23 protein-coding genes and 2 other annotated features are annotated in these 24,062 nt (G+C 31.8%); of the genes, 17 read left to right on the top strand and 6 right to left on the bottom strand.

The features are described 5' to 3' along the window. Window positions 1–69 precede the first annotated feature (69 nt). The 6 genes from I6U51_RS01035 to I6U51_RS01060 all read left to right on the top strand — a co-directional run bounded on the left by I6U51_RS01035 (window position 70) and on the right by I6U51_RS01060 (window position 5,961). On the top strand, window positions 70–990 hold the full coding sequence (locus I6U51_RS01035; protein WP_211140754.1) for a DMT family transporter: 921 nt from the start codon (window positions 70–72) through the stop codon (window positions 988–990). 274 nt (window positions 991–1,264) lie between these two features. Next, window positions 1,265–1,972, top strand: coding sequence for a response regulator transcription factor (locus I6U51_RS01040; RefSeq protein WP_211140755.1), 708 nt, complete (start codon window positions 1,265–1,267; stop codon window positions 1,970–1,972). Beyond that, window positions 1,950–3,725, top strand: coding sequence for a sensor histidine kinase (locus I6U51_RS24600; RefSeq protein ID WP_246517021.1), 1,776 nt, complete (start codon window positions 1,950–1,952; stop codon window positions 3,723–3,725). The genes I6U51_RS01040 and I6U51_RS24600 overlap by 23 nt, the downstream gene beginning before the upstream one ends. Further along, entirely contained in the window at window positions 3,718–4,098 is a 381-nt protein-coding gene (locus I6U51_RS01050) for a hypothetical protein (RefSeq protein WP_211140756.1), read from the top strand. Before I6U51_RS24600 ends, I6U51_RS01050 begins: the two co-directional genes overlap by 8 nt. 119 nt (window positions 4,099–4,217) lie before the next feature. Then, entirely contained in the window at window positions 4,218–5,144 is a 927-nt protein-coding gene (locus I6U51_RS01055; RefSeq protein WP_211140757.1) for a RelA/SpoT domain-containing protein, read from the top strand. 253 nt (window positions 5,145–5,397) lie between these two features. After that, window positions 5,398–5,961: a rhodanese-like domain-containing protein gene (locus I6U51_RS01060; RefSeq protein ID WP_211140758.1), complete on the top strand. Its 564-nt coding sequence runs from the start codon at window positions 5,398–5,400 to the stop codon at window positions 5,959–5,961. Between the two features lie 89 nt (window positions 5,962–6,050). On the opposite strand, the gene ilvD is transcribed toward I6U51_RS01060, so the two are convergent. Next, the gene (gene ilvD / locus I6U51_RS01065; protein ID WP_211140759.1) at window positions 6,051–7,736 is read right to left on the bottom strand and encodes a dihydroxy-acid dehydratase; all 1,686 of its coding nucleotides are present in this window, start codon (window positions 7,734–7,736) and stop codon (window positions 6,051–6,053) included. A 47-nt stretch (window positions 7,737–7,783) separates the two neighbouring features. Beyond that, window positions 7,784–7,979 (bottom strand) — a binding site (T-box leader). A 387-nt stretch (window positions 7,980–8,366) separates the two neighbouring features. Next, window positions 8,367–8,565 (top strand) — a binding site (T-box leader). An 84-nt stretch (window positions 8,566–8,649) separates the two neighbouring features. On the opposite strand from ilvD, the gene I6U51_RS01070 reads away from it, so the two are divergent. The 7 genes from I6U51_RS01070 (at window position 8,650) to I6U51_RS01100 (ending at window position 16,349) form a co-directional block, all read left to right on the top strand. Beyond that, window positions 8,650–9,846, top strand: coding sequence for an aminotransferase-like domain-containing protein (locus I6U51_RS01070; protein ID WP_211140760.1), 1,197 nt, complete (start codon window positions 8,650–8,652; stop codon window positions 9,844–9,846). 130 nt (window positions 9,847–9,976) lie between these two features. Next, a complete protein-coding gene (gene ilvC, locus I6U51_RS01075; protein WP_211140761.1) occupies window positions 9,977–10,978 on the top strand; it encodes a ketol-acid reductoisomerase in 1,002 nt (333 codons plus the stop codon). A gap of 30 nt (window positions 10,979–11,008) precedes the next feature. Further along, window positions 11,009–12,673, top strand: a complete 1,665-nt coding sequence (gene ilvB / locus I6U51_RS01080) for a biosynthetic-type acetolactate synthase large subunit (RefSeq protein ID WP_211140762.1) — start codon at window positions 11,009–11,011, stop codon at window positions 12,671–12,673. Between the two features lie 506 nt (window positions 12,674–13,179). Further along, on the top strand, window positions 13,180–13,983 hold the full coding sequence (gene dapB / locus I6U51_RS01085) for a 4-hydroxy-tetrahydrodipicolinate reductase (RefSeq protein ID WP_211140763.1): 804 nt from the start codon (window positions 13,180–13,182) through the stop codon (window positions 13,981–13,983). A 60-nt stretch (window positions 13,984–14,043) separates the two neighbouring features. Then, complete coding sequence (locus I6U51_RS01090) at window positions 14,044–14,820, top strand: tetratricopeptide repeat protein (RefSeq protein WP_211140764.1); 777 nt, start codon at window positions 14,044–14,046, stop codon at window positions 14,818–14,820. 336 nt (window positions 14,821–15,156) lie between these two features. Then, window positions 15,157–15,801, top strand: a complete 645-nt coding sequence (locus tag I6U51_RS01095; protein WP_211140765.1) for a tetratricopeptide repeat protein — start codon at window positions 15,157–15,159, stop codon at window positions 15,799–15,801. A gap of 116 nt (window positions 15,802–15,917) precedes the next feature. Next, on the top strand, window positions 15,918–16,349 hold the full coding sequence (locus tag I6U51_RS01100) for a hypothetical protein (protein WP_211140766.1): 432 nt from the start codon (window positions 15,918–15,920) through the stop codon (window positions 16,347–16,349). Between the two features lie 96 nt (window positions 16,350–16,445). Here the strand turns inward: I6U51_RS01100 and I6U51_RS01105 are convergent, their stop codons facing one another. The 4 genes from I6U51_RS01105 to I6U51_RS01120 all read right to left on the bottom strand — a co-directional run bounded on the left by I6U51_RS01105 (window position 16,446) and on the right by I6U51_RS01120 (window position 19,911). Continuing rightward, window positions 16,446–17,240, bottom strand: coding sequence for an ABC transporter ATP-binding protein (locus I6U51_RS01105; protein WP_211140767.1), 795 nt, complete (start codon window positions 17,238–17,240; stop codon window positions 16,446–16,448). Further along, entirely contained in the window at window positions 17,206–18,117 is a 912-nt protein-coding gene (locus I6U51_RS01110; protein ID WP_211140768.1) for an ABC transporter permease subunit, read from the bottom strand. Before I6U51_RS01110 ends, I6U51_RS01105 begins: the two co-directional genes overlap by 35 nt. Beyond that, window positions 18,117–19,127, bottom strand: a complete 1,011-nt coding sequence (locus tag I6U51_RS01115; RefSeq protein ID WP_211140769.1) for an ABC transporter substrate-binding protein — start codon at window positions 19,125–19,127, stop codon at window positions 18,117–18,119. The genes I6U51_RS01110 and I6U51_RS01115 overlap by 1 nt, the downstream gene beginning before the upstream one ends. 364 nt (window positions 19,128–19,491) lie before the next feature. Further along, window positions 19,492–19,911 carry a HutP family protein gene (locus tag I6U51_RS01120; RefSeq protein ID WP_211140770.1) on the bottom strand — a complete coding sequence of 140 codons (420 nt, stop codon included), beginning with the start codon at window positions 19,909–19,911 and terminating at the stop codon, window positions 19,492–19,494. A 192-nt stretch (window positions 19,912–20,103) separates the two neighbouring features. Here I6U51_RS01120 and I6U51_RS01125 point away from each other — a divergent pair, with 192 nt between their 5' ends. The 3 genes from I6U51_RS01125 to I6U51_RS01135 all read left to right on the top strand — a co-directional run bounded on the left by I6U51_RS01125 (window position 20,104) and on the right by I6U51_RS01135 (window position 22,529). Continuing rightward, window positions 20,104–20,541 (top strand): DMT family transporter, encoded by a 438-nt coding sequence (locus I6U51_RS01125; protein ID WP_211140771.1) that lies wholly within the window; start codon window positions 20,104–20,106, stop codon window positions 20,539–20,541. 10 nt (window positions 20,542–20,551) lie between these two features. Then, window positions 20,552–21,706, top strand: a complete 1,155-nt coding sequence (locus I6U51_RS01130; RefSeq protein ID WP_211140772.1) for an amidohydrolase — start codon at window positions 20,552–20,554, stop codon at window positions 21,704–21,706. A gap of 199 nt (window positions 21,707–21,905) precedes the next feature. Beyond that, the gene (locus I6U51_RS01135; protein ID WP_211140773.1) at window positions 21,906–22,529 is read left to right on the top strand and encodes an MtnX-like HAD-IB family phosphatase; all 624 of its coding nucleotides are present in this window, start codon (window positions 21,906–21,908) and stop codon (window positions 22,527–22,529) included. Between the two features lie 59 nt (window positions 22,530–22,588). Here I6U51_RS01135 and I6U51_RS01140 read toward each other — a convergent pair whose 3' ends face one another. After that, on the bottom strand, window positions 22,589–23,494 hold the full coding sequence (locus I6U51_RS01140) for a phosphatase domain-containing putative toxin (RefSeq protein ID WP_211140774.1): 906 nt from the start codon (window positions 23,492–23,494) through the stop codon (window positions 22,589–22,591). Window positions 23,495–23,669: 175 nt separating this feature from the next. On the opposite strand from I6U51_RS01140, the gene I6U51_RS01145 reads away from it, so the two are divergent. Continuing rightward, window positions 23,670–23,954 carry an ArsR/SmtB family transcription factor gene (locus I6U51_RS01145; protein WP_211140775.1) on the top strand — a complete coding sequence of 95 codons (285 nt, stop codon included), beginning with the start codon at window positions 23,670–23,672 and terminating at the stop codon, window positions 23,952–23,954. Window positions 23,955–24,062 lie beyond the last annotated feature (108 nt).

A 24,062-nucleotide genomic window follows, 5' to 3' on the forward strand; every position in this document is an offset into this window, starting at 1 on the left:
TCAGTTATAATTTAATTGGAGATTTTTATCATGCAATTTTTACTATAAATTATAAAGCGGGTGAAGTGAATGTCAAAATATGATAAAAAAGCTGTTGTTTCTACGTTGTCACTAGCCTTTGTGACAATGTTTTGGGGTACGAGCTATGCAATTGTAAAGGATAGCCTAAATAGTATAAAGCCATTTCAATTAATGACTTTAAGGTTTGTATGGTCAACGATTATTTTAGCTCTTATATTTTGTAAAAGGTTAAAAAATATAAGAAAAAAAGATATATATCAAGGATTAATAATTGGAATGTTTTTATTTATTGCCTTTTTTACCTTGATAACAGGTATAATATATACCACTGCGTCAAAACAATCTTTTTTGGTTGGTGCATATGTAATAGTAGTTCCTTTTTTAGCTTGGGCTATAAATAAAAGAGTTCCAGACAACTATGAAATTATTGGGGCCTTTATAGCAACAATAGGTATTGGATTATTAACCTTAAATGGATCACTTAATATAAATAAAGGGGACGTAATATCCATTTTTTGCTCAATATCTTTTGCATGTCATATGATAGCTATAGAATATTTTAAGAAAGATTCTGACCCTATAATCTCAACAATAATACAGTTTGCTGTGACAGCTTTATTGTTTGTTATACTAACAGGAATATTTGAATCCTATACAATAAATATGACGCCGAAAATGTCAAAGTCCATAGCATATCTTGTTATTGCAACCACTGTTATACCTTTTTTAGTGCAAAACATTGCGCAGAAATATATATCCTCTACCAGCACTGCTCTTATATTCACATTAGAATCTGCATTCGGAGGAATTTTTGCTATATTTTTCTTAAATGAAACAATGACTTTTCGAATGATAGTAGGTAGTGTAATTATTTTTATAGGAATTATTATAGAGGAAACAAAGTTGAACTTTCTTAAAAAATTTAAAATAAATAGTTACTCTACATCTTCAGATAGTGAGAGCGTATAAGCCAGCTATAGATAGATGCCGTACTGATAATACAGTGCGGCTTTTAATTTGTAAGAAATTCTTAATAATTTTGTAAACTATTTCGTAATTTTTACCTTGTAAAATTATACCTATAGACAAGATTTCTAAAGGATTTTTATAAGGTTAGGCATCAGAAAGAAAATTAGCATACTGACTAGTTATTTTTTTGAATATGCCATAAGTTAAAAAGGAGGAAAAAGTATATGTTTACACGAATACTGAAAAAAGAAAAATTTTCAAAATGGAGGACATTATGGATAAGCAAAAGGTACTAATAGTAGATGATGAAAAAGAAATAAGAGATGCTATCGAAATTTATTTAAAAGGTAGTGATATAGATGTACTTAAGGCAGGGGATGGACTGGAAGCGCTAGATATATTAGAAAAAGAGAATATACATCTAATAATACTAGATATAATGATGCCTAAGCTCGATGGTATAAGAACCTGTTTAAAGATAAGAGAAAACAAAAATATACCAGTAATAATGCTGTCAGCAAAAAGTGAAGATGCAGATAAAATATTAGGATTAAATATTGGTGCTGATGATTATATAACTAAACCTTTTAATCCCTTAGAGCTAGTGGCTAGAGTGAAATCACAGCTTAGAAGATTTCTTCTGCTGGGAGATGCCAATATTAACTCACAAGTTCCAAGTGAGGACGAAATAGAAATAAGGGGATTAAACATAAACAAAGCCTCTAATATTGTAAAAGTAGATGGAGAAGAAATCAAATTGACTCCCTTAGAATTTAAGATAGTACTGTTATTTGCAGAAAATGCTGGTAGAGTTTTATCTATTAAGCAAATATATGAAAACGTATGGAATGAATCTTTTTATAAGAGTGAAAACACTGTAACAGTGCATATAAGAAGAATTAGAGAAAAGCTGGAAATAAATCCTAAAGAACCGAAATACATAAAGGTGGTGTGGGGTATTGGATACAAAATTGACAAATAAATTGAAAAACCTTAAAAGTATTCTTATGGGAAGCTTGTTAAGACAGATAATTATAATGGTGATTTTAACAATTTTGGCAGGAATATTTAGTATAGATTTGATTGTAAATAATGGTTTAGTGAGAATAACAAACAATGAAACTGTATTAAAACAGCACTTAATGGAAGATTCCTTTCCATTAAGTCAAAAGCTATACTGCACTACAGATTATTTAGAAAAATTAAAAAATGGAGAATTTAAACAAATTGATATAGAAAGGGATTTTAAAGATTTCAAAGTGAAGTTTGCAATAATAGATAATAAAAATGGAAAAGTATATACAAACGTTCATAAGGTTGCAGACTTAAAAGATCCCTTTAATGAATATATAAAACAAAATTCATATTATTACTATAAAGCTGATAATGAAGTGAATTATGCGCCTCTTATCGAGAATGATTTAGACCGTAGAGAATTTCTGAAGTCAGGAAAAAATTTTACTGAATATTACTGGTACGATAAAACAGGAATTAATACTAAAGTAGATACATGGGCTACTGTGCTTGGTCCTAGTTATAAAGCAGCAATAGAACTTATCTTTGTCTTTGTTTGGTTAATTGTTACTACAGTATTTATTATAAGAAAGATGGAATGGGTAAAAACTGTTGGCAAAGAAAGTGCAAAAAGAGAACTTAAAAAATCACGTTTGTATTTTATAATACCCAAAAGCAAGGAGTTGTACTACAACTGGGGAATTTGTGAAAAGACTATTACCTTATCCTCTATAGCTATTATACTAATGGTTATATTTGCATTTTTGGCAGATAATATGCCCTATTATACCTTCATTGGATTTATCATACTCTATATAGCTTATATTTTAGGTTGTTTGTTAACACTGATTAGAGATGTAAAATATTTTAGATTAATCTCAAAGGGTACAGAAGAAATTGCTAAAGGCAATTTTAATTTATATATAGATACGAAAGGTAATAGAGATCTCTCTAATTTGGCGGGAAATATTAATTCAGTAAAAATAGGTTATAAAAAGGCATTAGAGGAACATGTGAAAAATGAACGTCTAAAGTCAGAATTAATATCAAATGTATCCCATGATTTAAAAACACCTTTGACATCAATAATAACTTATGTAGATCTATTAAAAAGAGAGGATTCAACAGAAGAGGAAAAAGAAGACTATATTAAAATTCTAGATTCTAAGGCTAAAAAATTAAAAGTTCTTATTGAGGATTTATTTGAAGTTTCTAAAATTAACAGCGGGAAATTGGAGTTAGCTAAAGAAAAAGTAGATATTGTAGATTTAATTTATCAAGTACTGGGAGAGTGCTCCAATTTTTATGAAGAAAAACATATTGATTTCAAATTAAAGAGCTTTGCAAGTGAAGTTGTATTAAATCTAGATGGGAAACAAATATCGAGAGTAATCGAAAATGTTGTTTCTAATGCTTTGAAATATTCAATGGAAAACACTAGAGTATATATAGATATTGAGAATGGAGATAATGAAGTAATTATATCCTTTAAAAATATAGCATCTTATGAAATGAATTTTGATGTTGAAGAAATATTTGAACGTTTTAAAAGAGGAGACGAATCAAGAAATTCAGAGGTTGAAGGCTCTGGATTAGGCCTTGCAATTTCAAAAAGCATTGTAGAGCTGCACGGTGGTGAAATGCGTATAGAAAAAGAGGGAGACCTATTTAAAGTATTTATAGCTCTGAAATTGCAGCAAAGGGGGATAATAAATGAGTAAATATTTAAAATACGGTTTGGGAATTTTGTTTGCAGTTTTACTAGGATTGAATTCAATTACAGTATATTTTTTATATAGTCAATATAGCAGGCTCAATACACTTGAGCATAAAATGGATTTAATTATGAGTAATACTAATACAATAAATAACAAAATTTCAAATGACATGTTAGCTTTAAAGGAACAACAAAAGGATATAATGACACCTACAGAACTAGCGAATTATTTAAAAGTAGACATTATGTTAATCTATAAATCTATTATTGATAATCCAGATTCAAAATTTCCTTGTATAAAAGCGAATGGTGAAATACGTTTTAGCAAAAAGGCTATAGATGAATATATGATGAGTGGAAATAAAATTTTAGAATAATCTACCTTAATTAGTTCCATAGTAAATAAGTAATTTACATCTCAGAAATTTTTCACTTTATTATGCTATATATGATAATATTATATTATAAGGATTTCATTATATTAGGAGGACAAAGTATGGAACTAATTAAGGAAAAGTTTTCGAAGAGATATCATATTTCAGAGAATATTATTATAGAAAATAAAATTGACTGGAATGTTTTAGATAGAATATATGCTGACTTTAATAAATTTAAGGACATTTATGAAACTCAGGCTAATTTTATTGCAAATACTCTAAGAACCCATAAGAAAATACATTCAGTAAAGGCTAGAGTAAAGGATGGAGAACGATTAATTGAAAAAATTATTAGAAAAACTCCAGATAGAAAAGAAAAGTATGGTAAAGATTTTCAATTTACTGTAGATAATTATAAAAATGAAATAACCGACCTCATAGGTATAAGGGCAATACACATTTTTAAAGATGATTGGGAAGATATTCATAATTTTATATTAAGAACATGGAAGGTTATTGAAATAACTGCTAATGTTAGAGAGGGTGACGATACTAAAAGATTCGAAGAACTAGATATTCAAATCAAATCTAGAAAATCTGGTTATCGATCTGTTCACTATTTAATAGAATTTTTTCCAACGAATCAGCAGGTTATAGCAGAGATTCAAGTGAGAACAATATTTGAAGAGGGGTATGGTGAAATAGATCATCAGCTTAGATACTCTCATAGCCAAATTCCAGAAGTATTAGAGCTAAATCTTCTATTATTTAACCGTATAGCAGGTAGCTCCGATGAAATGGCTTCACTAATAAACCTGTTGAATAAGAATTGGACTGAGATGGAAGAAAAATACGAAAATATAATAGAACAAAAAAATAATCAGATAAAAGAATTAATAGATATGATTGAACAGAAGGTTCAATTGGAGGAGAAAGATAAGCAAGTAATATTATCAAGTTTAGATGATATAATATTGAAAGACAATTTGACAAAATTAACAGATGACTTGGCTAAATCTTTTGGAACAGTGCCTAAGGAACTATAGTTTTAATAATTAAAGGGTATGTATTACTTTAGCGGAATACATACCCTTTAATTATTAAGCAGTAAGTTGTGAATTTATTTTTATTGGTTATAAGAATGCAAAAGAGATTTACTAATAATAAAATTGCAAAAAAAGACAGTCAAATTTAAATAAATTATAGATATGAATGAGAATATTTTAAATTTTAATAATTGTTAAAAATAATGTATAATTTTGCTAAAATTAAGTTGATTTGTACATAGGAGGTTTAATTATGAAAAAAAAGGGGTTAGTTATACTTATAAGTAGTATAATGACTGTTTCACTATTTGCTGGTTGTTCATCAAATAATGGACAACAACCAACACAACAAACGCAGTCAACACAAACTACTACTAAGAAGGCTGGAACAGCAGTAGATGGAAATGAAATAAATATTGAAAAGGCCGCAATGAGACTTGTCAAAACATCAGAAGAAGGTAAGTATCAAATTGTAGGCTCAGAAGAATTAAAGTCATGGATAGACAGCAAAAAAGATATGGTCATTGTTGATACAATGCCTGCGAGTAACTTTAAAGATGGACACATTCCAGGTGCTGTTAATGCAGAATTACCTAAGACAGGAATAAAAGATGTTAAACCAGAACAAAAAGAAGCCTTTGTTAAATTACTTCCAGCTGATAAAAATAAACCAGTTGTAATATATTGTGGTTTTGTTGCATGTGAGAGAAGTGATGTTGGAGCTAAAATAGCAAAAGAATCAGGATATAAAAATGTGTATAGATATCCAGGTGGAATAGTTGCATGGAGAGATGCAAAATACGCAGAAGAAAAATAAAGTAAGTATTTATGTACCCCTGTCAAAGAGTAACAGCTTGTTATGTAAATGAGAGGGGTACACAACTACGGGGAAGCTAATTTATTATCTTAAAAATCTTTTTTAAGAACTGCACCAGTGCTTGCAGAAGTGACTAACTTGCTGTAGCGATATAAATAAGTTCCTTCTTCAGCTTTTATAGGAGGTGCAGTCCAATTATATAATCTTTGTTTAAGTTCTTCATCAGACAGTTCAACCTTTATAATTCTATTAGGCAAATCTATTTCTATAATATCTCCATCTTCTATAAGTGCAATTGGGCCTCCTTCATAGGCTTCTGGAGATATATGGCCTATACAGGGCCCTCTAGTGCCTCCCGAGAATCGGCCATCTGTAAGTAAAGCTACAGATTTTTCGAGTCCCATTCCAATTATTGCAGAGGTAGGGCTAAGCATTTCTCTCATTCCAGGACATCCTTTAGGACCTTCATATCTAATTACAACAACATCTCCAGACTTTATCTGTCTATCCATGATTGCGGTAAAAGCATCTTCTTCAGAATTAAATACTCTTGCAGGACCACGATGACAAAGCATTTCTGGCTCAACAGCAGATTGTTTTATAACAGCTCCATCTGGTGCTAAGTTCCCTTTAAGTATTGCTATTCCTCCTTCTTTATAGTAAGGGTTGCCTAGCGGTTTTATTACAGTTGAATCTAAAACTTCAGCATCAGCGATATTTTCACCTAAAGTCTTTCCTGTAACTGTGATAGTATCTGCCTCAATCAATTCTGCATCCTTAAGCAATTTAAGCACTGCAGAAATCCCACCAGCATTGTTTAAGTCTTCTATACTATGCTTTCCAGAAGGACTGAGCTTTGTTATGTTAGGAACTTCTCTGCTGATAGTGTCAAATTCATTTAAATTAAGATTTATTTTTGCTTCATCAGCAATGGCTAAAAGATGAAGAGTAGTATTGCTTGACCCGCCAATAGCCATATCAAGCGCTATTGCATTTTTGAGAGCTTTCAAAGTTAATATGTCTCTTGGTCTTATATTGCTTTTTATAAGTTCAACTATTTGCATACCTGCTCTTTTAGCCAATTGTTTTCTACTGCCGTAAGGTGCAGGTATAGTACCATTGCCTGGAAGAGCCATACCTAAAGCTTCTGCCAAGCAGTTCATGGTGTTTGCAGTGAAAAGACCGGAACAGCTTCCACAGGTTGGGCAAGAAGAATTTTCAATTTGTGCAAGTTCATCAGAGTTTATTTTTCCTTCCGCATATGCACCAACACCTTCGAATGTGCTTACTAAGTCTAGAGTCTTTCCCTTATGATTACCTGTAAGCATTGGACCACCGCTTATATAAATGGCAGGTACATTAAGTCTTGCTGCAGCCATAAGCATTCCAGGTACTACTTTATCACAGTTTCCAACTAGTACTAAGGCATCAAATTTATGAGCCATAGTCATAACTTCTATAGAATCTGCTATTAGTTCTCTGCTTGCTAAAGGATATTTCATACCGCTGTGATTCATGGAAATTCCGTCACAAATGCCTATTGATGGAAATTCCATTGGTGTTCCACCACCAGCACTTACTCCAAGCTTAACTGCTTGAACTATTTCATTTAGATGAAAATGCCCTGGTATTATCTCATTATGAGCATTTACTATTCCAACTAAAGGTTTTTCTAAATCCTCTGGTAAATATCCCATTGCGTAAAATAATGAACGATGGGGAGCACGAGCAACTCCTTCTGTAACCTCTTTACTTCTCCAATTCAACTTTGTCATGTATATAACCCCCTAAAATTTATGAAATAAAAAACAGACCTTTCCCACAATGGGGCGAGGTCTGTCGCGGTACCACCCAAATTATAACTTAATTTAAATAACGGCTTTTCACCGGTTAGGCTTACTAAATTTCAGCTTAACAACTCAAGGGTGATTTTCAACAACGTTAGCTTATGGGCTTTCACCTTACCCCACTCTCTTAAAAGCATAGTTTTGTTTACTCTTCCCTGTCACAGTTTTTTAGTATTGTCAATTAATATACTATAATTTGAATTTTGTGTCAATGAATAAATATAAAATTTTAATTAAAGCTTGTTTAGAAAAATGAATAAATAAAATTTGTATATTGCATAAAATGAAAGTTGTATGTCATTAGGTTTAAAAGCTGTATGAAAACGTTTTATTACAAATAATCAATAAATTATATTAAATTTTATTAAAATGGCATAATATCAAGCTATAAAACATAAAATTCATAAATGCATTATAATGTAGTAAAAGAAAAAAGGAGAAGAATTATAAAAATAAAAATTAAAAAATATATTGACAAGTGAATGAATTAATATTATGATTTTCACAAATGGTGAATGAATAAACATTTTGTTCCATAGACTTTAATAATTATATAAACCAAAAACTATGATAGGGACGAGTAAGTGGTGAAAGATTTTAAAGAGAGTGAGGGCAGGTGAAAGCTCACAAATCGGAAACTGTTGAAAATCACCCTAGAGTTGCAGACTGAACTATAAGTAAGTTGTGCCGGCAGAAGCCGTTATCTAATAGAGTAAAAAATTTGGGTGGTACCGCGGTCAAACTTCTCGCCCCAGGCAGAGGTTTGATTTTTTTTATTCTTTTTTATATGTGAATAATACTATATTTTATAATATTAAATACTATGTTAAGGGGTGTTGTTATGAAAAATAAATTTGCAAAGAGACTTAGTAGTGATGGATGCAGTGAAGCAGATAAAGTAATTGCAATGATCATGAAACTTACAGAAATGCCAGAGGTAATATCCTTTGCTGGTGGGCTCCCTGATGGAGAGCTTTTTCCAATCGAAGAGATGAAAAAGGTTACTCAAAAGCTACTTGATGAAGATGGGCATAATGCTCTTCAATACAGCTCAACCCATGGTATTAAGGAGCTAAGAGAAATTATTGCAGAACAAATCATGGCAGAGGCTGGTGTAGATATTACAGCAGACAACATAATGATAACCTGTGGATCACAGCAAGCATTAGAATTCTCAGGAAGAATATTTTTAGATGAAGGAGATGTAGTTATATGTGAAAGCCCTAGTTATTTAGGTGCAATAACTGCCTTCCAAGCCTATGGCCCAAAATTTGTTGAAGTGAAAATGGATAATGAAGGTATGGTAATGGAAGAGCTTGAAGAAGCGTTAAAGAATAATCCAAATGCTAAATTTATATATACTGTACCAGATTTCCAAAATCCAACAGGTATAACGCTGCCCGTTGAAAGAAGAAAAAAGATGGTTGAATTAGCACAAAAGTATGATGTACTTATCCTAGAAGATAACCCTTATAGAAATTTAATTTTTGAAGGAGACAGGCTTCCGGCAATTAAGAGTTTTGATACAGATGACAGAGTGATATATCATGGAACATTTTCAAAGGTATTCTGTCCAGGATTAAGAATTGGCTGGGTATGTACAAGTAAGGAATTTTTAGATCAATATTTACTTGTTAAACAATCTGTAGATTTGCAGACAAATACTATGTCTCAGAAAGAAACAGCATTGTATATGAAGATGTATGATTTAAAAGAAAATGTAAATAAAATAGCTGCTGTTTACAGGAGAAGAAGAGACTTAATGTTAAAGACTATTCAAGAAGAGTTTCCATCAAACTGTTCATTTACTCACCCTAATGGAGGTCTTTTCCTATGGGTAACGCTTCCGGAAAACTTAGATGCATCAGATGTTTTGAAAAAAGCAATGGAAATGAGAGTAGGTTTTGTTCCGGGAATAGCCTTCTACCCAAATGGCAATTGTAGAAATAATTTTAGATTGAACTTCTCAAGCATGAAAGATGATCAGATTGTAGAAGGAATAAAAAGACTTGGTGAGGTTTTAAAAAGCTACCAATAAAAAATTTTTTAACTTTTTACAGTTAAAATATCACATAAATTCAAATTTATATAAATAAAATAACCCACTATTGAGATCGATAATATTTAATAATTTATTAATATAACTAAAAATTTTAGGAGGAATAAAAATGGAAAGATTAAAAGTTTATTATGATAAGGATGCAGATTTAGGTTTATTAGAAGGAAAAAAAGTTGCAGTTGTTGGATATGGCAGCCAGGGACATGCTCATGCCTTGAATTTAAAAGAAAGTGGTATAGATGTAGTAGTAGGATTGTATGAAGGAAGCAAATCCTCAGAACTAGCGAAAGAAGCTGGATTTAAGGTTTTAGAAGTAGCAGATGCCGTTAAGGAATCAGATTTAGTAATACTTTTAATACCGGATGAAAAACAAAGTAAAGTATATAAAGAAAGTGTGGAACCAAACTTATCTGCAGGAAAAGCGCTGATGTTTGCTCATGGATTTAATATTCATTTTAATCAAATAGTTCCACCTTCTGATGTGGATGTATTTATGGTAGCACCAAAAGGACCAGGCCATACTGTTAGAAGCGAGTATGTTGGTGGAAAAGGAGTTCCTTGCTTATTTGCAGTATATCAGGATTATAGTGGAAAAGCCTGTGATTATGCACTAGCATACGCAAAGGGAATAGGAGGAACTAGAGCTGGAGTTCTACAGACAACCTTTAAAGATGAAACTGAAACAGATTTGTTCGGTGAACAAGTAGTTCTCTGCGGTGGTGTAACTGAGCTTATAAAAGCTGGATTTGAAACATTAATAGAAGCTGGCTACTCACCAGAAAATGCATATTTTGAGTGTCTACATGAAATGAAACTTATTGTAGATTTGATGAGTCAAGGTGGTTTAAGCTACATGAGATATTCTATAAGTGATACAGCAGAATACGGAGACTATAGTGTTGGAAGTAGAATAGTAACTGAAGATACAAGAAAGGAAATGAGAAAAGTTCTTAGCGAAATTCAAGATGGAACCTTTGCAAGAAATTGGATATTAGAAAATCAAGCTAATAGACCATACTTCTATGCAAAGAGAAGAAAAGAACAAAATCATCCTATAGAAAAAGTAGGTAAAGAGCTTAGAGCTATGATGTCATGGATTGAAAGTAAATAGATTTTCTAAACTTTAAAAGGGGGTATCATTATGAAATTGAAAGGCGCAGAAGTACTATTAGAATGTTTAAAAGAGCAGGGCATAGACACAATATTTGGTTATCCAGGTGGAGCAGTATTACCAATTTATGATGCCCTGTATAACACTGAAGAAATAACTCATATACTAACAGCCCATGAGCAGGGGGCTACTCATGCTGCTGATGGATATTCAAGATCTACAGGAAAAGTAGGAGTTGTCCTTGCAACTTCAGGTCCAGGAGCTACTAATACAGTTACAGGTATTGCAACAGCTTATAGAGATTCAGTTCCAATGGTGGTATTTACAGGACAGGTACCTCAGAGTTTACTTGGAAAGGACTCTTTCCAAGAAGTAAACATTGTAGATATAACAACATCTATAACAAAGAAAAGCTATATTGTTACAGAGGCAGATAAGTTTGTTAGTACTATAAGAGAAGCTTTTAATATAGCAAGAGAAGGAAGGCCAGGCCCTGTTGTTGTAGATATCCCAAAGGATATACAAATAGCGGAAATTGACTATGAATATGCGGAAGTTGAAAGGTCAAAAGGGAAAAGGCTGAGCTTAATGCATAATGAAGAAGAACTTAAAAAAGCAGAAGAACTTATAAGCGGTAGCATGAGGCCTGTAATTTATGCTGGTGGGGGAATAGTTATATCTGGTGCACAGGATGAACTTATGTCCTTTGCAGAAAAAATAAATGCACCAGTAACTTGTTCACTAATGGGAATGGGAGCTTTTCCTGGAGTTCATGAAAATTATATGGGAATGGTAGGCATGCATGGAAGTAAGTGTTCAAATTATGCTGTTACCGAATGTGATCTGCTCATTGCAGTAGGTGCACGTTTTAGTGATCGTGTAATTAGTAAAGTAGAAGCTTTTGCGCCAGATGCTAAGATAATTCATATTGATATTGACCCTAAAGAGTTTGGAAAAAATGTAAACATTGATGTGGCTTTAAAAGGAGATGTAAAAGAGGTTTTAAAGGTTTTAACGGAGAAAGCTTGTCAAAAAGATAATGTAGATTGGCTTGACCAAGTTAATAGCTGGAAGAAACTCAGTGCTGGAAAATCAAATGCAACTCTTCATGTAAGTCCAAAGCTCATCATGGAAAAATTATTTCATCTCACAGAAGGAAACTGTATTTTAACTACAGAAGTAGGTCAAAATCAAATCTGGACAGCTCAATATTTCAAATTTACCAAACCTAGAACATTCATATCTTCAGGAGGACTCGGAACTATGGGTTTCGGCCTTGGTGCTGCCATAGGAGCCTCTGTAGGTAATCCCGATAAAAAAGTAATTAATGTAGCAGGAGATGGTAGTTTTAAGATGAATTCTACGGAGTTAGCTACTATAGCAAAGTATAGACTGCCTGTAGTACAGTTAGTTTTGAACAATCATGCCTTAGGTATGGTGCATCAATGGCAGGATATGTTCTATCAAGGAAGGTTTTGCCACACACAATTAGGTCCAGATGTTGATTTTATAAAATTAGGGTATGCCTATGGGATTAAGACTATGAAGATAGAAAATAACAGTGAGATTGAAGAGGTGTTAGGTTACGCACTTAGCTTAAATGAACCTGTTATAGTTGAATGTGAAATAAACAGAGATGAAAAAGTATATCCTATTGTACCTCCAGGGGCAGCTATAGCTCAAAGCATTGGATAGATGAAAATTGGTATTGATATCCAATCTAAGTGCTTGACTTATTAGCGGTATTCATAGGGGTACCTCTTCTGTACTGTTAATAATTTTAGTTATCTCTAAGGCTTGCTGCTAAGAACCTCAATAATCTTAAATAAACTCGCTGTGCTCAAACAGTATTTAAGATTATTGACGTTCTAAAGCAGCTTCGCCAAGAGCTAACATAAAATCATTAAATGTACTGTCAGATGTACCCCTATGAATACCTTAATTAAGTCAATTATCAAAGCTGGATATCTATATAGATAAATGTGCTTAAAAGTTGGCTTATTCTTAATTAAATACATTGATATACAAGGCTTCTAATGAAGGAATAAGTCAACTTTATAGTTAAGAAATCTATATAGAGAAACTAACTAGAAAGTTGACTTTCTAGTTAGTTTTTCTATAATTTATAACACTCCTATTCTCATAATTTGTGGTATAATTATCTAAATATTTAATTTATTGATGGCTAGGAGAGTGGGAATATGAACATAATAGTAATAGGGCCAAAAGGTAAGATGGGAAAGACAATAATTAAATTGGCTAAAGAGATGGAGAATATGACTATTGTTGGTGCAGTAGCTCCGCAGGGACGAGATTATATAGGAAAAGATGCAGGACTAGCTGCAGGAGTCGGTGAAGAAATTGGGGCATTGGTTGTAGATAACTTAGAAGATATAATTGATAAATGTGATGCAATAATCGATTTTACAACTACTGAGTGTTCAATGGAAGTTTTAGAAACCGCATTAAAGCATAATAAAGCTGTAGTATGCGGTACCACAGGTTTTTCAGAAGAACAATATAATAGAATTGTAGAAATATCAAGGGCTATACCTGTCTTATTTGCAGCAAATACTTCCATGGTGGTGAACCTTATGTATAAGCTTTTGAGTACTGCTGCAGAAGCTATAGGCAGTATGTCTGATATAGAAATAATTGAAATGCATGACAGGTATAAGATGGATGCTCCAAGTGGAACATCAAAAGAAATGGGTGAAGTAATAGCAGAAGCTTTAGGAAAAAAACTTAAGGAAGTTGCAGTACATGGAAGAGAAGGCAAGGGAGCTAGAAAAGAAGGTAGTATAGGATATCATTCCCTTAGGGCAGGGGATATTTCCAGTAGTCATACCGTTATGTTTGGACTTATGGGAGAAAGATTAGAAATCATTCACCACGCACATAATTGGGACTGCTTTGCAAATGGTGCTTGTAATGCAGCTTTATATTTACAGGATAAAGGTCCAGGTCTATACACAGTAAAAGATGTTTTAGGAATAAATGAATAATAATCATGTCTTTGCAATATTCATATAATAATTAGTAAGCGATTTAGAGGGGGGATTATAATGAATAGCAAAGTAATTGAACTTAAGACATATAAAAGAAAAAATACAAAAGAATTAGCTGAAGAATTCTACAATAGGGCATTTTATTCAATATATACGGATGAAAAGATTAAGTTCTATACAATGGCTATAAGTAATGAACCTAAACATGAAAATGCTTACTATAATCGTGCCATAGTTTTTAAGGGATTGAAACAATATAATATGGCAATAAAGGATTTTACGAAAGCAATTGAGTTAAATCCGAATAATAAAGATGCTCATAATGGTAGAGCTGTTGTTTATTATGAGATAAAAGAATATGATAAGGCAATACAGGATTATGATAAGATAATAGAGCTAGATCCTGTTGATGAAAATGCTTATTTTAACAGAGGCCTGGCACATAAAATGCAGAAGGATTACGAAAATACAATAAAGGATTTTACTAAAGTAATTAATTTGGAGCCAGAAGATGAGGAAGCATATTATAATAGAGGAATTATATACTATGCTTTAAATGATTTTGATAGAGCGATAGCAGATTACAGTAAAGCAATAGAATTAAATGATGAATATGAAAGTGCCTATAATAATAGGGGAGTTGTATTTTATCAACTAGGCAAATACGAAAAAGCTATTGATGATTATATTAAGGTCATTAAGCTAAATCCTAATAATCTAGAAGTATATTATAATATGGCACTTGTATGCAAACAGAAAAATATGTGCAATACCATATGTTCAGATTATAAAAAATGTATTGAATTAGATTTAAAAAGTAAGGGTTCCAAATAAAAGGGTGGAACCCTTTATTTTTTTATATTAGATATATAATGCTAAAACAGCTATATTAAAATATTATATTTACAACAACCATTATTGCATATTCAAATAGAGTTTCGCCTAAGTTTTCAAAAATTCCACAAAATTTTTAAAAGCAATTTTCATGATTATATCATATATTAAAAAATAGGTTGTTATAAGGGGGGGATTAATATTAATAATATAATTAAATTAAATGAAATCAAAAGAAAAAATATTGATAGTAAAAGTAAAATAGAAAAAGCAGAAGAATTCTTCTATAGAGCCTATTATGAAGCATATCAATCTGACAAAATTAAATTTTATACAATGGCTATAAAATTAAACCCTCAATATCAAGATGCTTATTTTAACAGAGCAGGTGTTTATACGGATTTAAAACAATATGATATGGCAATAAAGGATCTTACAAAAGCTATAGAACTAAATATAGAAGATAAGAATTCATATAATAACAGAGCCATTGTTTATTATGAAATGAATGATTATGAAAAAGCGATAGAAGACTATAGTGAAGTCATAAAATTGGACCCCTTAAATCAAAATGCATATTTTAACAGAGCTTTATCCTATAAAATGCAGGATAATTTTTCTATGGCGATAAAGGATTTTAGTAAAGCAATAGATTTAAATCCTCTTGATGAAGAAGCCTTTTATAATATGGGAATTGTACATTACATTATGAAAGATTATGATAGAGCAATCAAAGACTATAGCGATGCTATAGAGGTCAATAATGAATATGAAGATGCATATAATGGCAGAGGAGTTGCATTTTATTATCAAGGAGAATATGAAAGGGCAATAAAAGACTATATGAAAGTTATAAAATTGAACCCTTATAATAATGAAGTACATTACAATTTAGCATTGATATGTAAGTTAAAAGAATGCGGAAGCACAATCAAAGCAGAGTGTAAAAAGTGTGGAGGCAAACTTTGTTTTAATATATAAAACATATTATAAATCAGTTATCTTTAATTTTATTTGTATGTTGTTGAATTAACAAATAAAAATGATATAATCCTTAATATAAGGTAGTTATATATGTAGAAAGGAATTTTAACATAATGAATAATATAATAAAGGTACAAATATTTGGAGTTAAGGAGCAGCCTATAGCAAGTGGATGTGGGTGCAGTAATAAAGGTAATGGTTGTTCTGGATGCTCTAGTAAAAAAAGTTCATGCAGTGGCTGTTCAAGTAGGAAAGATTCTCACAGTGGATGCGGTGGTGGATGCAAAACAAGTGCTTCAAAAACTGTAGGGGATTTATATAATGAACTAAAAAAATTTATTGAAGAAAGCGATGTAAAGAATCAAACTATAGTTGAATTTATAGATCTAGATAAAACTAAACTTGAAGGAGAATTTGAAAGAATAAAGGATATAATAAATAGAGGATTTGAACCTCCTATTACAGTAATTGACGATATTGTAAGGTATTATGGTGGTATATCTAATAGCTTGGTATATAAGGATGTAAAGGAATTGCTGGAGTAGAGAAATATAATAAAAGTAAAAGGACCATAGGTAAGCATAACCTATGGCCCTTTTGTGTAGTTCTTAAAATATAGAGAAAATATTTTATAAAAAGTTTTAAGAAAGAGCTAATGTATCACTTATGAAATCTTCACAATTTTTATTTTTAAACAAATCTAAAAGTTTAGGAATAGTTAGATTTGCTTTTTCTTTATCTGAAACATCTACAATCGCCTCACCTCGATGAAGCATTATCAATCTGTTTCCTGTGTTTATTGCGTGAGATAAATTGTGTGTAACCATAAGCGTAGTTATATTTTTCCCAGTTACAGTTTTTTTAGTCATTTCTATAATGTTCTCAGATGTTCTTGGGTCTAATGCTGCAGTATGTTCATCAAGTAAAAGCAGCTCAGGATTAGACATTGTTGACATAAGTAAGGATAAAGCCTGTCTTTGTCCACCGGATAGTAATCCTACCTTAGTATCTATTACATTTTCAAGGTCCAAGGAAAGTTCAGATAACATTTCCTTAAAGAAGCCTATATTTTTCTTATTAACACAGGCTGTAAGATTAAAAGCTTTTCCTTTGTTGTAAGCCATAGATAAGTTCTCCAATATAGTCATAGAAGGTGATGTCCCTAATGTAGGGTTTTGAAATACTCTACCTATAAATTTTGTTCTCTTATACTCTGGTAATGCAGAAATTTCCTTGCCTTCTAAAATTATAGAACCATTGTCTATTGGTAAAGAACCACTTATTAGATTTAAAATCGTTGACTTTCCAGCGCCGTTACTGCCTATTATGGTGACAAAGTCTCCTTTATTTATATTAAGTGATAAATCTTTAAATACAACTTGTTCATTAACAGTATCTTTATTAAAAACCTTTTGCAGATTCTTTATTTGAAGCAATATTTACACCTCCTAGACTAAAACCTTTAGTTCTTTTTAGATTTAAATTAAATCCATTCCCGTTAAAAGTTAATACAATTATAACTATGAGACAGGTGATAAGTTTTAAATCTGTAGGAGGGAAACCCATCTTCAATGCTGCTGATACGCTTGCTTTATATAGTATTGATCCTAAAATTACTGTAGTGGTTGCTGATATAAATGTTGATTTTTTCAAAATAGAGGTTCCTATTATAACCGCTGCAAGACCAACGATAATAATTCCTGTGCCCATATTTGCATCGGAAAATTTTTGGTATTGAGCCATTATTGAACCAGCCAAAGCTACAATGGCATTAGATAGCATTAAGCCTAGTATTTTCATCTTATCCATATCAACTCCAAGAGAAGTAACCATTTGTGGATTATCTCCAGTAGTTTTTAGTATGAATCCTAACTTTGTTTTTAAAAACATATCAAGCAGTATTTTTATTAAAAATGCTATTAAAGCAATTGTGATCACTGGCAAAAAACTATTTGAAAAGATAGTTTTCTGTGTGAATAGTGGAACATTTGCTTTTCCCATTATTCTAAGATTAATTGAGTAAAGGCCTATCATAACTAAAATGCCTGAAAGAAGATTAGTTATTTTAAGCTTTACATGCAGCAATCCTGTTATTGCTCCAGCTGCAAGACCAGCTATGAAAGCTATAATTAGTGATAAAAATGGATTTACTCCTTTTACTAAGGCAGCAGCAGTTACAGCAGCTCCAAGAGCAAAGGTACCATCAACTGATAAGTCTGGAAAATCTAATATTTTATAAGTTATATAAACTCCTATGGATACTATACCAAATATTAAACCCTGTTCAAGTATATTTATTAAAAAGCCAGTCACTACTTAGCACCACCCTTAACTATTTCTGCCTTTGCTTTTAAATCGTCAGGTATGGCGATATTCAGTTTCTTAGCAGTATCTTCGTTTATTATGAGTTTTGTTTCTTTTAAAGTCTGAACTGGCATATCTTGAGGTTTTTTGCCATCTAATATATCAGCTGCCATCAGACCTGTTTGAAAACCAAGTTTGTAATAATCTATACCCTCTGTTGCTAAAGCGCCAGAATCAACATGAGCCTTTTCGGCACCTATAACAGGTATTTTCTTTTCTAAGCATTTAGAGCTGATTAAAGACATTGATGAAGCTACAAGATTATCTGTAGGTGTGTATAAAACATCTACCTTTGAAAGTAGATCATTTAATCCCTGAGGCATATCATTGGAACTAGTAACACCTGTAGCTATAACTTCTAAATTCATCTTCGCAGCTTCTTCTTTAGCCGCTTTAACTTGGAGTTCTGAATTTGCTTCACTAGTGTTGTAAAGTATACCTATCTTTTTGCAGTTAGGAACTATTTTTTTGATAAGCTCAAATTGCTTATCTAAGGGAAGGGCATCACTAGTTCCTGTGACATTTGTATCTGGCTTATTCATTGATTTTACAAGTCCAGATTTAACAGGGTCAGTTACTGCTGTCATTAAAATAGGTATTTCTTTAGTGCTGTTGTATGCAGCCTGTGCTGCAGGAGTTGCTATAGCAAGTATTAAGTCCTTTTTGTTTGAAACAAAATTGCTTGCTATTGTTTGTGCAGTTGGGATGTCACCTTGAGCATTTTGAAAATCTATTTTGATTTTTTCACCATCTTTAAATCCTTTAGATGCCAATGCATCTACAAATCCCTTACGAGCTGAATCTAAAGCGGGATGCTCTACTAGCTGGCTTATTCCAATATTTAAAACCTTCTTGGAATTGCTAGTACTACTTGAGGCAGCTGAAGAACAGCCTGTCAAAATAGATGTGCCTAAAACAAGACCTCCCAATAGACAAGATAATAATTTTTTTCCTACCATACTACCATCCTCCTAAAAATATTAAGTTATAAAATTTAAAAGTAATTTTTTTACTTTTAATATCTACCATACTACGCTTGGACGACTCTCAAATGTCAAATAATAATGTAAAAGTTATAAATATCAACAGTAAGTTATAGAAAAACTGTTAATTTTGATGTTCGAAATTTGTCAATTATTTAAAATTCCAAATTAAGTTATTGAGAACAATGATATAATAGATTACAAATAAAGTCAACATATCAGTCAGAATTGGTAAAATTCAATATTTTGACGGTTAATTTTCTAGTATATATTTAAAAAAGAATAATATTTGCAGTTATAAAGATAAGAAGAAAGAAAAATGACATTTACTAATTGGCAATTAGTAAATGTCAGGTATTGAACGATGACCAAGCCCTATAACGACTTCATTTAAATGAAGAAGTCCTATGCTCATGAAGATGCATACGCTAATATGTTCTCCAGCTCGTGCTATTCCTATTTTCCCTCCAACGTTAAGGCCTGTGGCTTTCCGTGATATTTGCTCAAGAGCTTCTTTTGTAGCACCAGCTACAGCTCCATCGTGAACATGGGATTCTTTAATTATTTTACATCTATGGGAAGCAACTAATGCTCGTTCAATAATTTTAACTGTTGAATTTGTAAAGTCACCGCCTATATCTACAGCAGTAGTAAGAATGCCTTTTTCTTTAAAGGCTAATGTCAGCTTCTCTTCATTAGATCTTGAGGATATTGCCATTTTTACAGATGCTTTAGCAACATCAGTGCTTTGACGGTTCATTCTAATTCCTCCTCTAGTTTATTATTATAACATTATAGCATACATTTAACATTTTAGAGTACATAATGTATAATCTTGTATGTATAGATAATTTTTTATTATTTTGTGCGTGATTCAAATACAAAAGATTTAATTAAAAAGGTAAATTGACCTTTCAGTATTGGAATCATGTATACTTAAGAGGGGGATAAAATGGAAAAGACTTACGGTATTATTATGGCTATAATAGTGGGGATTTGTCTTGGAACGCAGCCTGCTATCAATGCTGTACTTGGAAAGGCTATTACACCAAAGATAGCAGCTTTTCATAGCGTTCTTACAAGTACAATTATCATGCTTACGATAATTTTAGTTTCAGGCAATTTTAAGGAGTATGCAAATATCAAAAATGTGTCTCCGTTATACTGGATAGGAGGAGCCTTTGGTATAGTAATTGTGTTTCTAAGTATAAAGGTTGTACCAATATTAGGAGCAGCATCTGCATTATCAATATTTGTTTCTCTACATGTAATTACTGGTGCTGTGCTAAGTCACTTTGGACTATTTGGTGTTACAAAATCGCCAATTGATTTTGTTAGGCTATTTGGGATAATACTTATACTTATAGGAGTTAAGATTGTAGTTAGATAGGAGGAAAAATATGCTTTTAATTAAAAATGGTAAAATAGTTACTATGACAGGTGTCAACTATGAAAAGGGATCTATACTTATTAAGGATGGTAAAATTGTTGAAATTAGTGAAAATATTAATGAGCCGCAGGGCGCAGAGGTAATAGACGCAGAAAACAAATGGGTTTTACCAGGGCTAATTGATGCACACTGCCACTTAGGAATGCTTGAGGAGGATATAGGATTTGAGGGAAATGATTTAAATGAATCAACAGACCCTATAACTCCACAATTAAGGGCAATAGACGGAATAAATCCTTTTGATCCAGCTTTTGATGAAGCTGTGAAAGCTGGAATAACAACAGTTATGAGTGGTCCAGGAAGTGCTAATGTAATAGGAGGACAATTTGCAGTTATAAAAACTAAAGGAGTTTCCATTGATGAAATGGTAATATTAGAACCAGCAGCAGTAAAAATTGCCTTTGGTGAGAATCCAAAAAGGATTTATAAAGGAAAAAATAAAATGCCTATGACTAGAATGGGAACCGCTGCACTTCTTAGAGAAACCTTAACAAAAGCAGCAAACTATAAAAATAGGAAAAACGCAGCACTAGCTAAAGGCGATAATTTTGATATAGATATAAGGATGGAAGCATTAATGCCAGTCCTAGATAGAAAAATACCGCTAAAGGCCCATGCTCATAGAACAGATGATATGCTTACTGCCGTTAGAATAGCTAAAGAGTTTAATGTTTTACTTACTCTCGATCACTGCACTGAAGGCCATATTATTATAGAACAAATTAAAAATTCAGGTGTTCCTACAATCTTTGGGCCAATTATGACCTTTAGAGGTAAAGTAGAAACAAAAAACAGAAATTATACTACTGCAAAATTATTAAATGATGCAGGAGTTAAGTTAGCAATAATGACAGACCATCCGGTTATTCCAATCGAGTATCTGCCAATATGTGCTGGATTAGCTGTAAAGTCAGGATTAAGCATAGAAGAAGCTTTAAAAACCATAACTATAAATGCGGCAGAGATACTTGGTATAAGTGATAGAGTAGGAAGCATAGAAAAAGGAAAAGATGCAGATATAGCAATATATGACGGAAATCCTATGGATGTGTATACAGATACTTTATATACAATCATTGACGGAAAAATAGTGTATAGAAGATAATTGTTATATGAAACTCCTTCTCCTAATGTCGAATGAGTACTCACTGAGTAAGTGACTCACTCCAAATCACAGATTTGAGTTCGCTACTTAACCGATCATATCAAAATCATAGATTTTGTATGCCTGCTTATAGGATAAATTATATATTATAGTGGTAAAATAGTAGAAGTATAATATTACACTTTTGGGGGTAAAAAACTTGAAAAAAGCATTTGTGGTTGACTTTGATGGAACAATAACAGTAAAGGATGTAGGTTTCTCTATAATACAAAAATTTGCTGGAGATGGCTGGAAGGAAATAGGTGATCGCTGGATTAAGAAAGAAATAGGAACATCTGAATGCGGCCAAAAACAGTGGGATTTAATCAAATATAATGACGAAGAAATAAGAGACTTTGCCAGTAAGTTTGAAATAAATCCTGGTTTTAAAGAATTTATCGATATAATAAAGAAGAATTCGTATAAAGTAGTAATAACATCAGATGGTTATGATATTTATATAAAAGAAATACTTAAACAAAATGGCTTAGAAGATTTAGAGCTATCCTGTAATAGTGCGGTTTATAACAAAGGCTGGAAGCTATCTTTCTTAAATACAGATAAGGAATGTAATCTTTGTGGGAACTGCAAAAAGAAGGTAGTTGAAAAGTTAAAAGATGAAGGTTATGAAGTATACTATATCGGTGATGGACATTCTGATAGGTGCGCTTGTGTATATGCAGATAAGATATTTGCTAAGTCATTTTTAAAGCAGTACTGTGAGGAACAAAATATACCTTACTATGATTTCAATACTTTTTATGATGTAATAAAGCATATGTAAATTTGGGGTTATATTTAATAACCCCAAAATTTTTTCTCCAAATGAGAGATATATTAGTTTCACTGAACTTTAAGCCACTTTGACCAAGTAGTTTTAAAATTATCGTTGTTTTGTACTGAATAATTATAAAAATTTTTGATAAATTCAGACCTTTGTGCAGATTCACCTGTTAGATTATTTTCAGCATAAAGCAGGTTTTTACCACCTAATAGAACCTGTCTATTCATGATGTCCTCAAGGCTAACATGTTTAGCATTTCTCATTATATCATACATTGTCATAAAAGTAGTTGTTCTCCCAATACCTGCTTTACAGTGGAAATGAAGCCATGTATTATCAGGCAGTGAGTTAAAAAATTCTATAAAATAATCTACCATTTCATCAGTAGGTCTCATATTATCAGTAACTGGTATTCGCATATAGGACATACCTACACTCTTTACTAATTCATTCTCGTCTTGAACTTTTGTAGGGATTATAGATTCATCTCCAATAGTTACTGATTTACCTAACTGTATAGCTTGTAACTTAACTTTTTCATCTTTTAAAACCTGATCCTTTGATAATCCTAAGTTTGCTTTGTTTTTAGGACCTAACCAACTTACTGGCGTATCATTAATAAAGCCATGGGATTCCTGCCTCAAATCTACTACGACTATAGGTAGATTAGTTCCTATAGATTCTTTAAGAAGTTTAATATTCTTTGGTGAGAATTGAGAGCTGCCGGATGCATTTAAGTTAGATAGTCCTTTTAGATTTAAGGGTTTGCCATCCTCAACTTTTAATGAGTCTGTAGTTTTACGAAAATGTTTTGGCAGTCCTTCTATGTTTTTAGTATCTGCAACAAGACGTACACTATCGGCACTTGTAGTTTGATTAAAAGTAGGTTGGGAATTTAAATTAAATAAGCATAATAGTATTGTTAAAAAAATGCTCATTACTACTAAGTTTGACTTTTTACGCATGCTTAACCACCTCTTTTCTTTAATGTAAAGATATATTATATATTCTCTATTTTGTCGGTAATTTTATACTAGTAACAAACCTTGATCTATATATATTTGACTATATAATTAATTAATGATATAATTAATTCGATGGTTATCGAAATATATTAAAATATAAGAGGTAAAATGTATCATGATGCCATATAATAATGAAATTGATCATATAGCAAAAGTTTATAAAGCATTAGGTGAGCCTACGCGCATTAAAATAATAAGATTAATGGCAAAACAAGATGAGCTTAGCTGTGCTGAGATATCTAAAAGTTTAAATTTAATTGCTGGCTCAACACTTTCGCATCATCTAAAGCTTCTTACAGAATGCGGCCTGCTTAAGCTGAAAAAAGTAGGCGTATATCACATATATCAAATACAAAAAGAAGTTTTAAAGCACTATGCACCAGCAGTTATTGACTATTAAATTAATAATTATATTAGTTGTAAGTAAACTTAGCTATAAATATCTTTTCATTAAAATTTGTAAAGCTATTTATAGCTAAATATTTATATGATATTTCTATATTTATAG

The sequence above is a fragment of the Clostridium aciditolerans genome (assembly GCF_016316925.1).
Lineage (GTDB): Bacteria > Bacillota > Clostridia > Clostridiales > Clostridiaceae > Clostridium_AM > Clostridium_AM aciditolerans.

Coding starts and splice junctions, on each gene's coding strand:
- I6U51_RS01035 (WP_211140754.1), top strand. CDS start 70: ATGTCAAAATATGATAAAAAAGCTGTTGTTTCTACGTTGTCACTAGCC.
- I6U51_RS01040 (WP_211140755.1), top strand. CDS start 1,265: ATGGATAAGCAAAAGGTACTAATAGTAGATGATGAAAAAGAAATAAGA.
- I6U51_RS01050 (WP_211140756.1), top strand. CDS start 3,718: ATGAGTAAATATTTAAAATACGGTTTGGGAATTTTGTTTGCAGTTTTA.
- I6U51_RS01055 (WP_211140757.1), top strand. CDS start 4,218: ATGGAACTAATTAAGGAAAAGTTTTCGAAGAGATATCATATTTCAGAG.
- I6U51_RS01060 (WP_211140758.1), top strand. CDS start 5,398: ATGAAAAAAAAGGGGTTAGTTATACTTATAAGTAGTATAATGACTGTT.
- ilvD (WP_211140759.1), bottom strand. CDS start 7,736: ATGACAAAGTTGAATTGGAGAAGTAAAGAGGTTACAGAAGGAGTTGCT.
- I6U51_RS01070 (WP_211140760.1), top strand. CDS start 8,650: ATGAAAAATAAATTTGCAAAGAGACTTAGTAGTGATGGATGCAGTGAA.
- ilvC (WP_211140761.1), top strand. CDS start 9,977: ATGGAAAGATTAAAAGTTTATTATGATAAGGATGCAGATTTAGGTTTA.
- ilvB (WP_211140762.1), top strand. CDS start 11,009: ATGAAATTGAAAGGCGCAGAAGTACTATTAGAATGTTTAAAAGAGCAG.
- dapB (WP_211140763.1), top strand. CDS start 13,180: ATGAACATAATAGTAATAGGGCCAAAAGGTAAGATGGGAAAGACAATA.
- I6U51_RS01090 (WP_211140764.1), top strand. CDS start 14,044: ATGAATAGCAAAGTAATTGAACTTAAGACATATAAAAGAAAAAATACA.
- I6U51_RS01095 (WP_211140765.1), top strand. CDS start 15,157: ATGGCTATAAAATTAAACCCTCAATATCAAGATGCTTATTTTAACAGA.
- I6U51_RS01100 (WP_211140766.1), top strand. CDS start 15,918: ATGAATAATATAATAAAGGTACAAATATTTGGAGTTAAGGAGCAGCCT.
- I6U51_RS01115 (WP_211140769.1), bottom strand. CDS start 19,127: ATGGTAGGAAAAAAATTATTATCTTGTCTATTGGGAGGTCTTGTTTTA.
- I6U51_RS01120 (WP_211140770.1), bottom strand. CDS start 19,911: ATGAACCGTCAAAGCACTGATGTTGCTAAAGCATCTGTAAAAATGGCA.
- I6U51_RS01125 (WP_211140771.1), top strand. CDS start 20,104: ATGGAAAAGACTTACGGTATTATTATGGCTATAATAGTGGGGATTTGT.
- I6U51_RS01130 (WP_211140772.1), top strand. CDS start 20,552: ATGCTTTTAATTAAAAATGGTAAAATAGTTACTATGACAGGTGTCAAC.
- I6U51_RS01140 (WP_211140774.1), bottom strand. CDS start 23,494: ATGCGTAAAAAGTCAAACTTAGTAGTAATGAGCATTTTTTTAACAATA.
- I6U51_RS01145 (WP_211140775.1), top strand. CDS start 23,670: ATGATGCCATATAATAATGAAATTGATCATATAGCAAAAGTTTATAAA.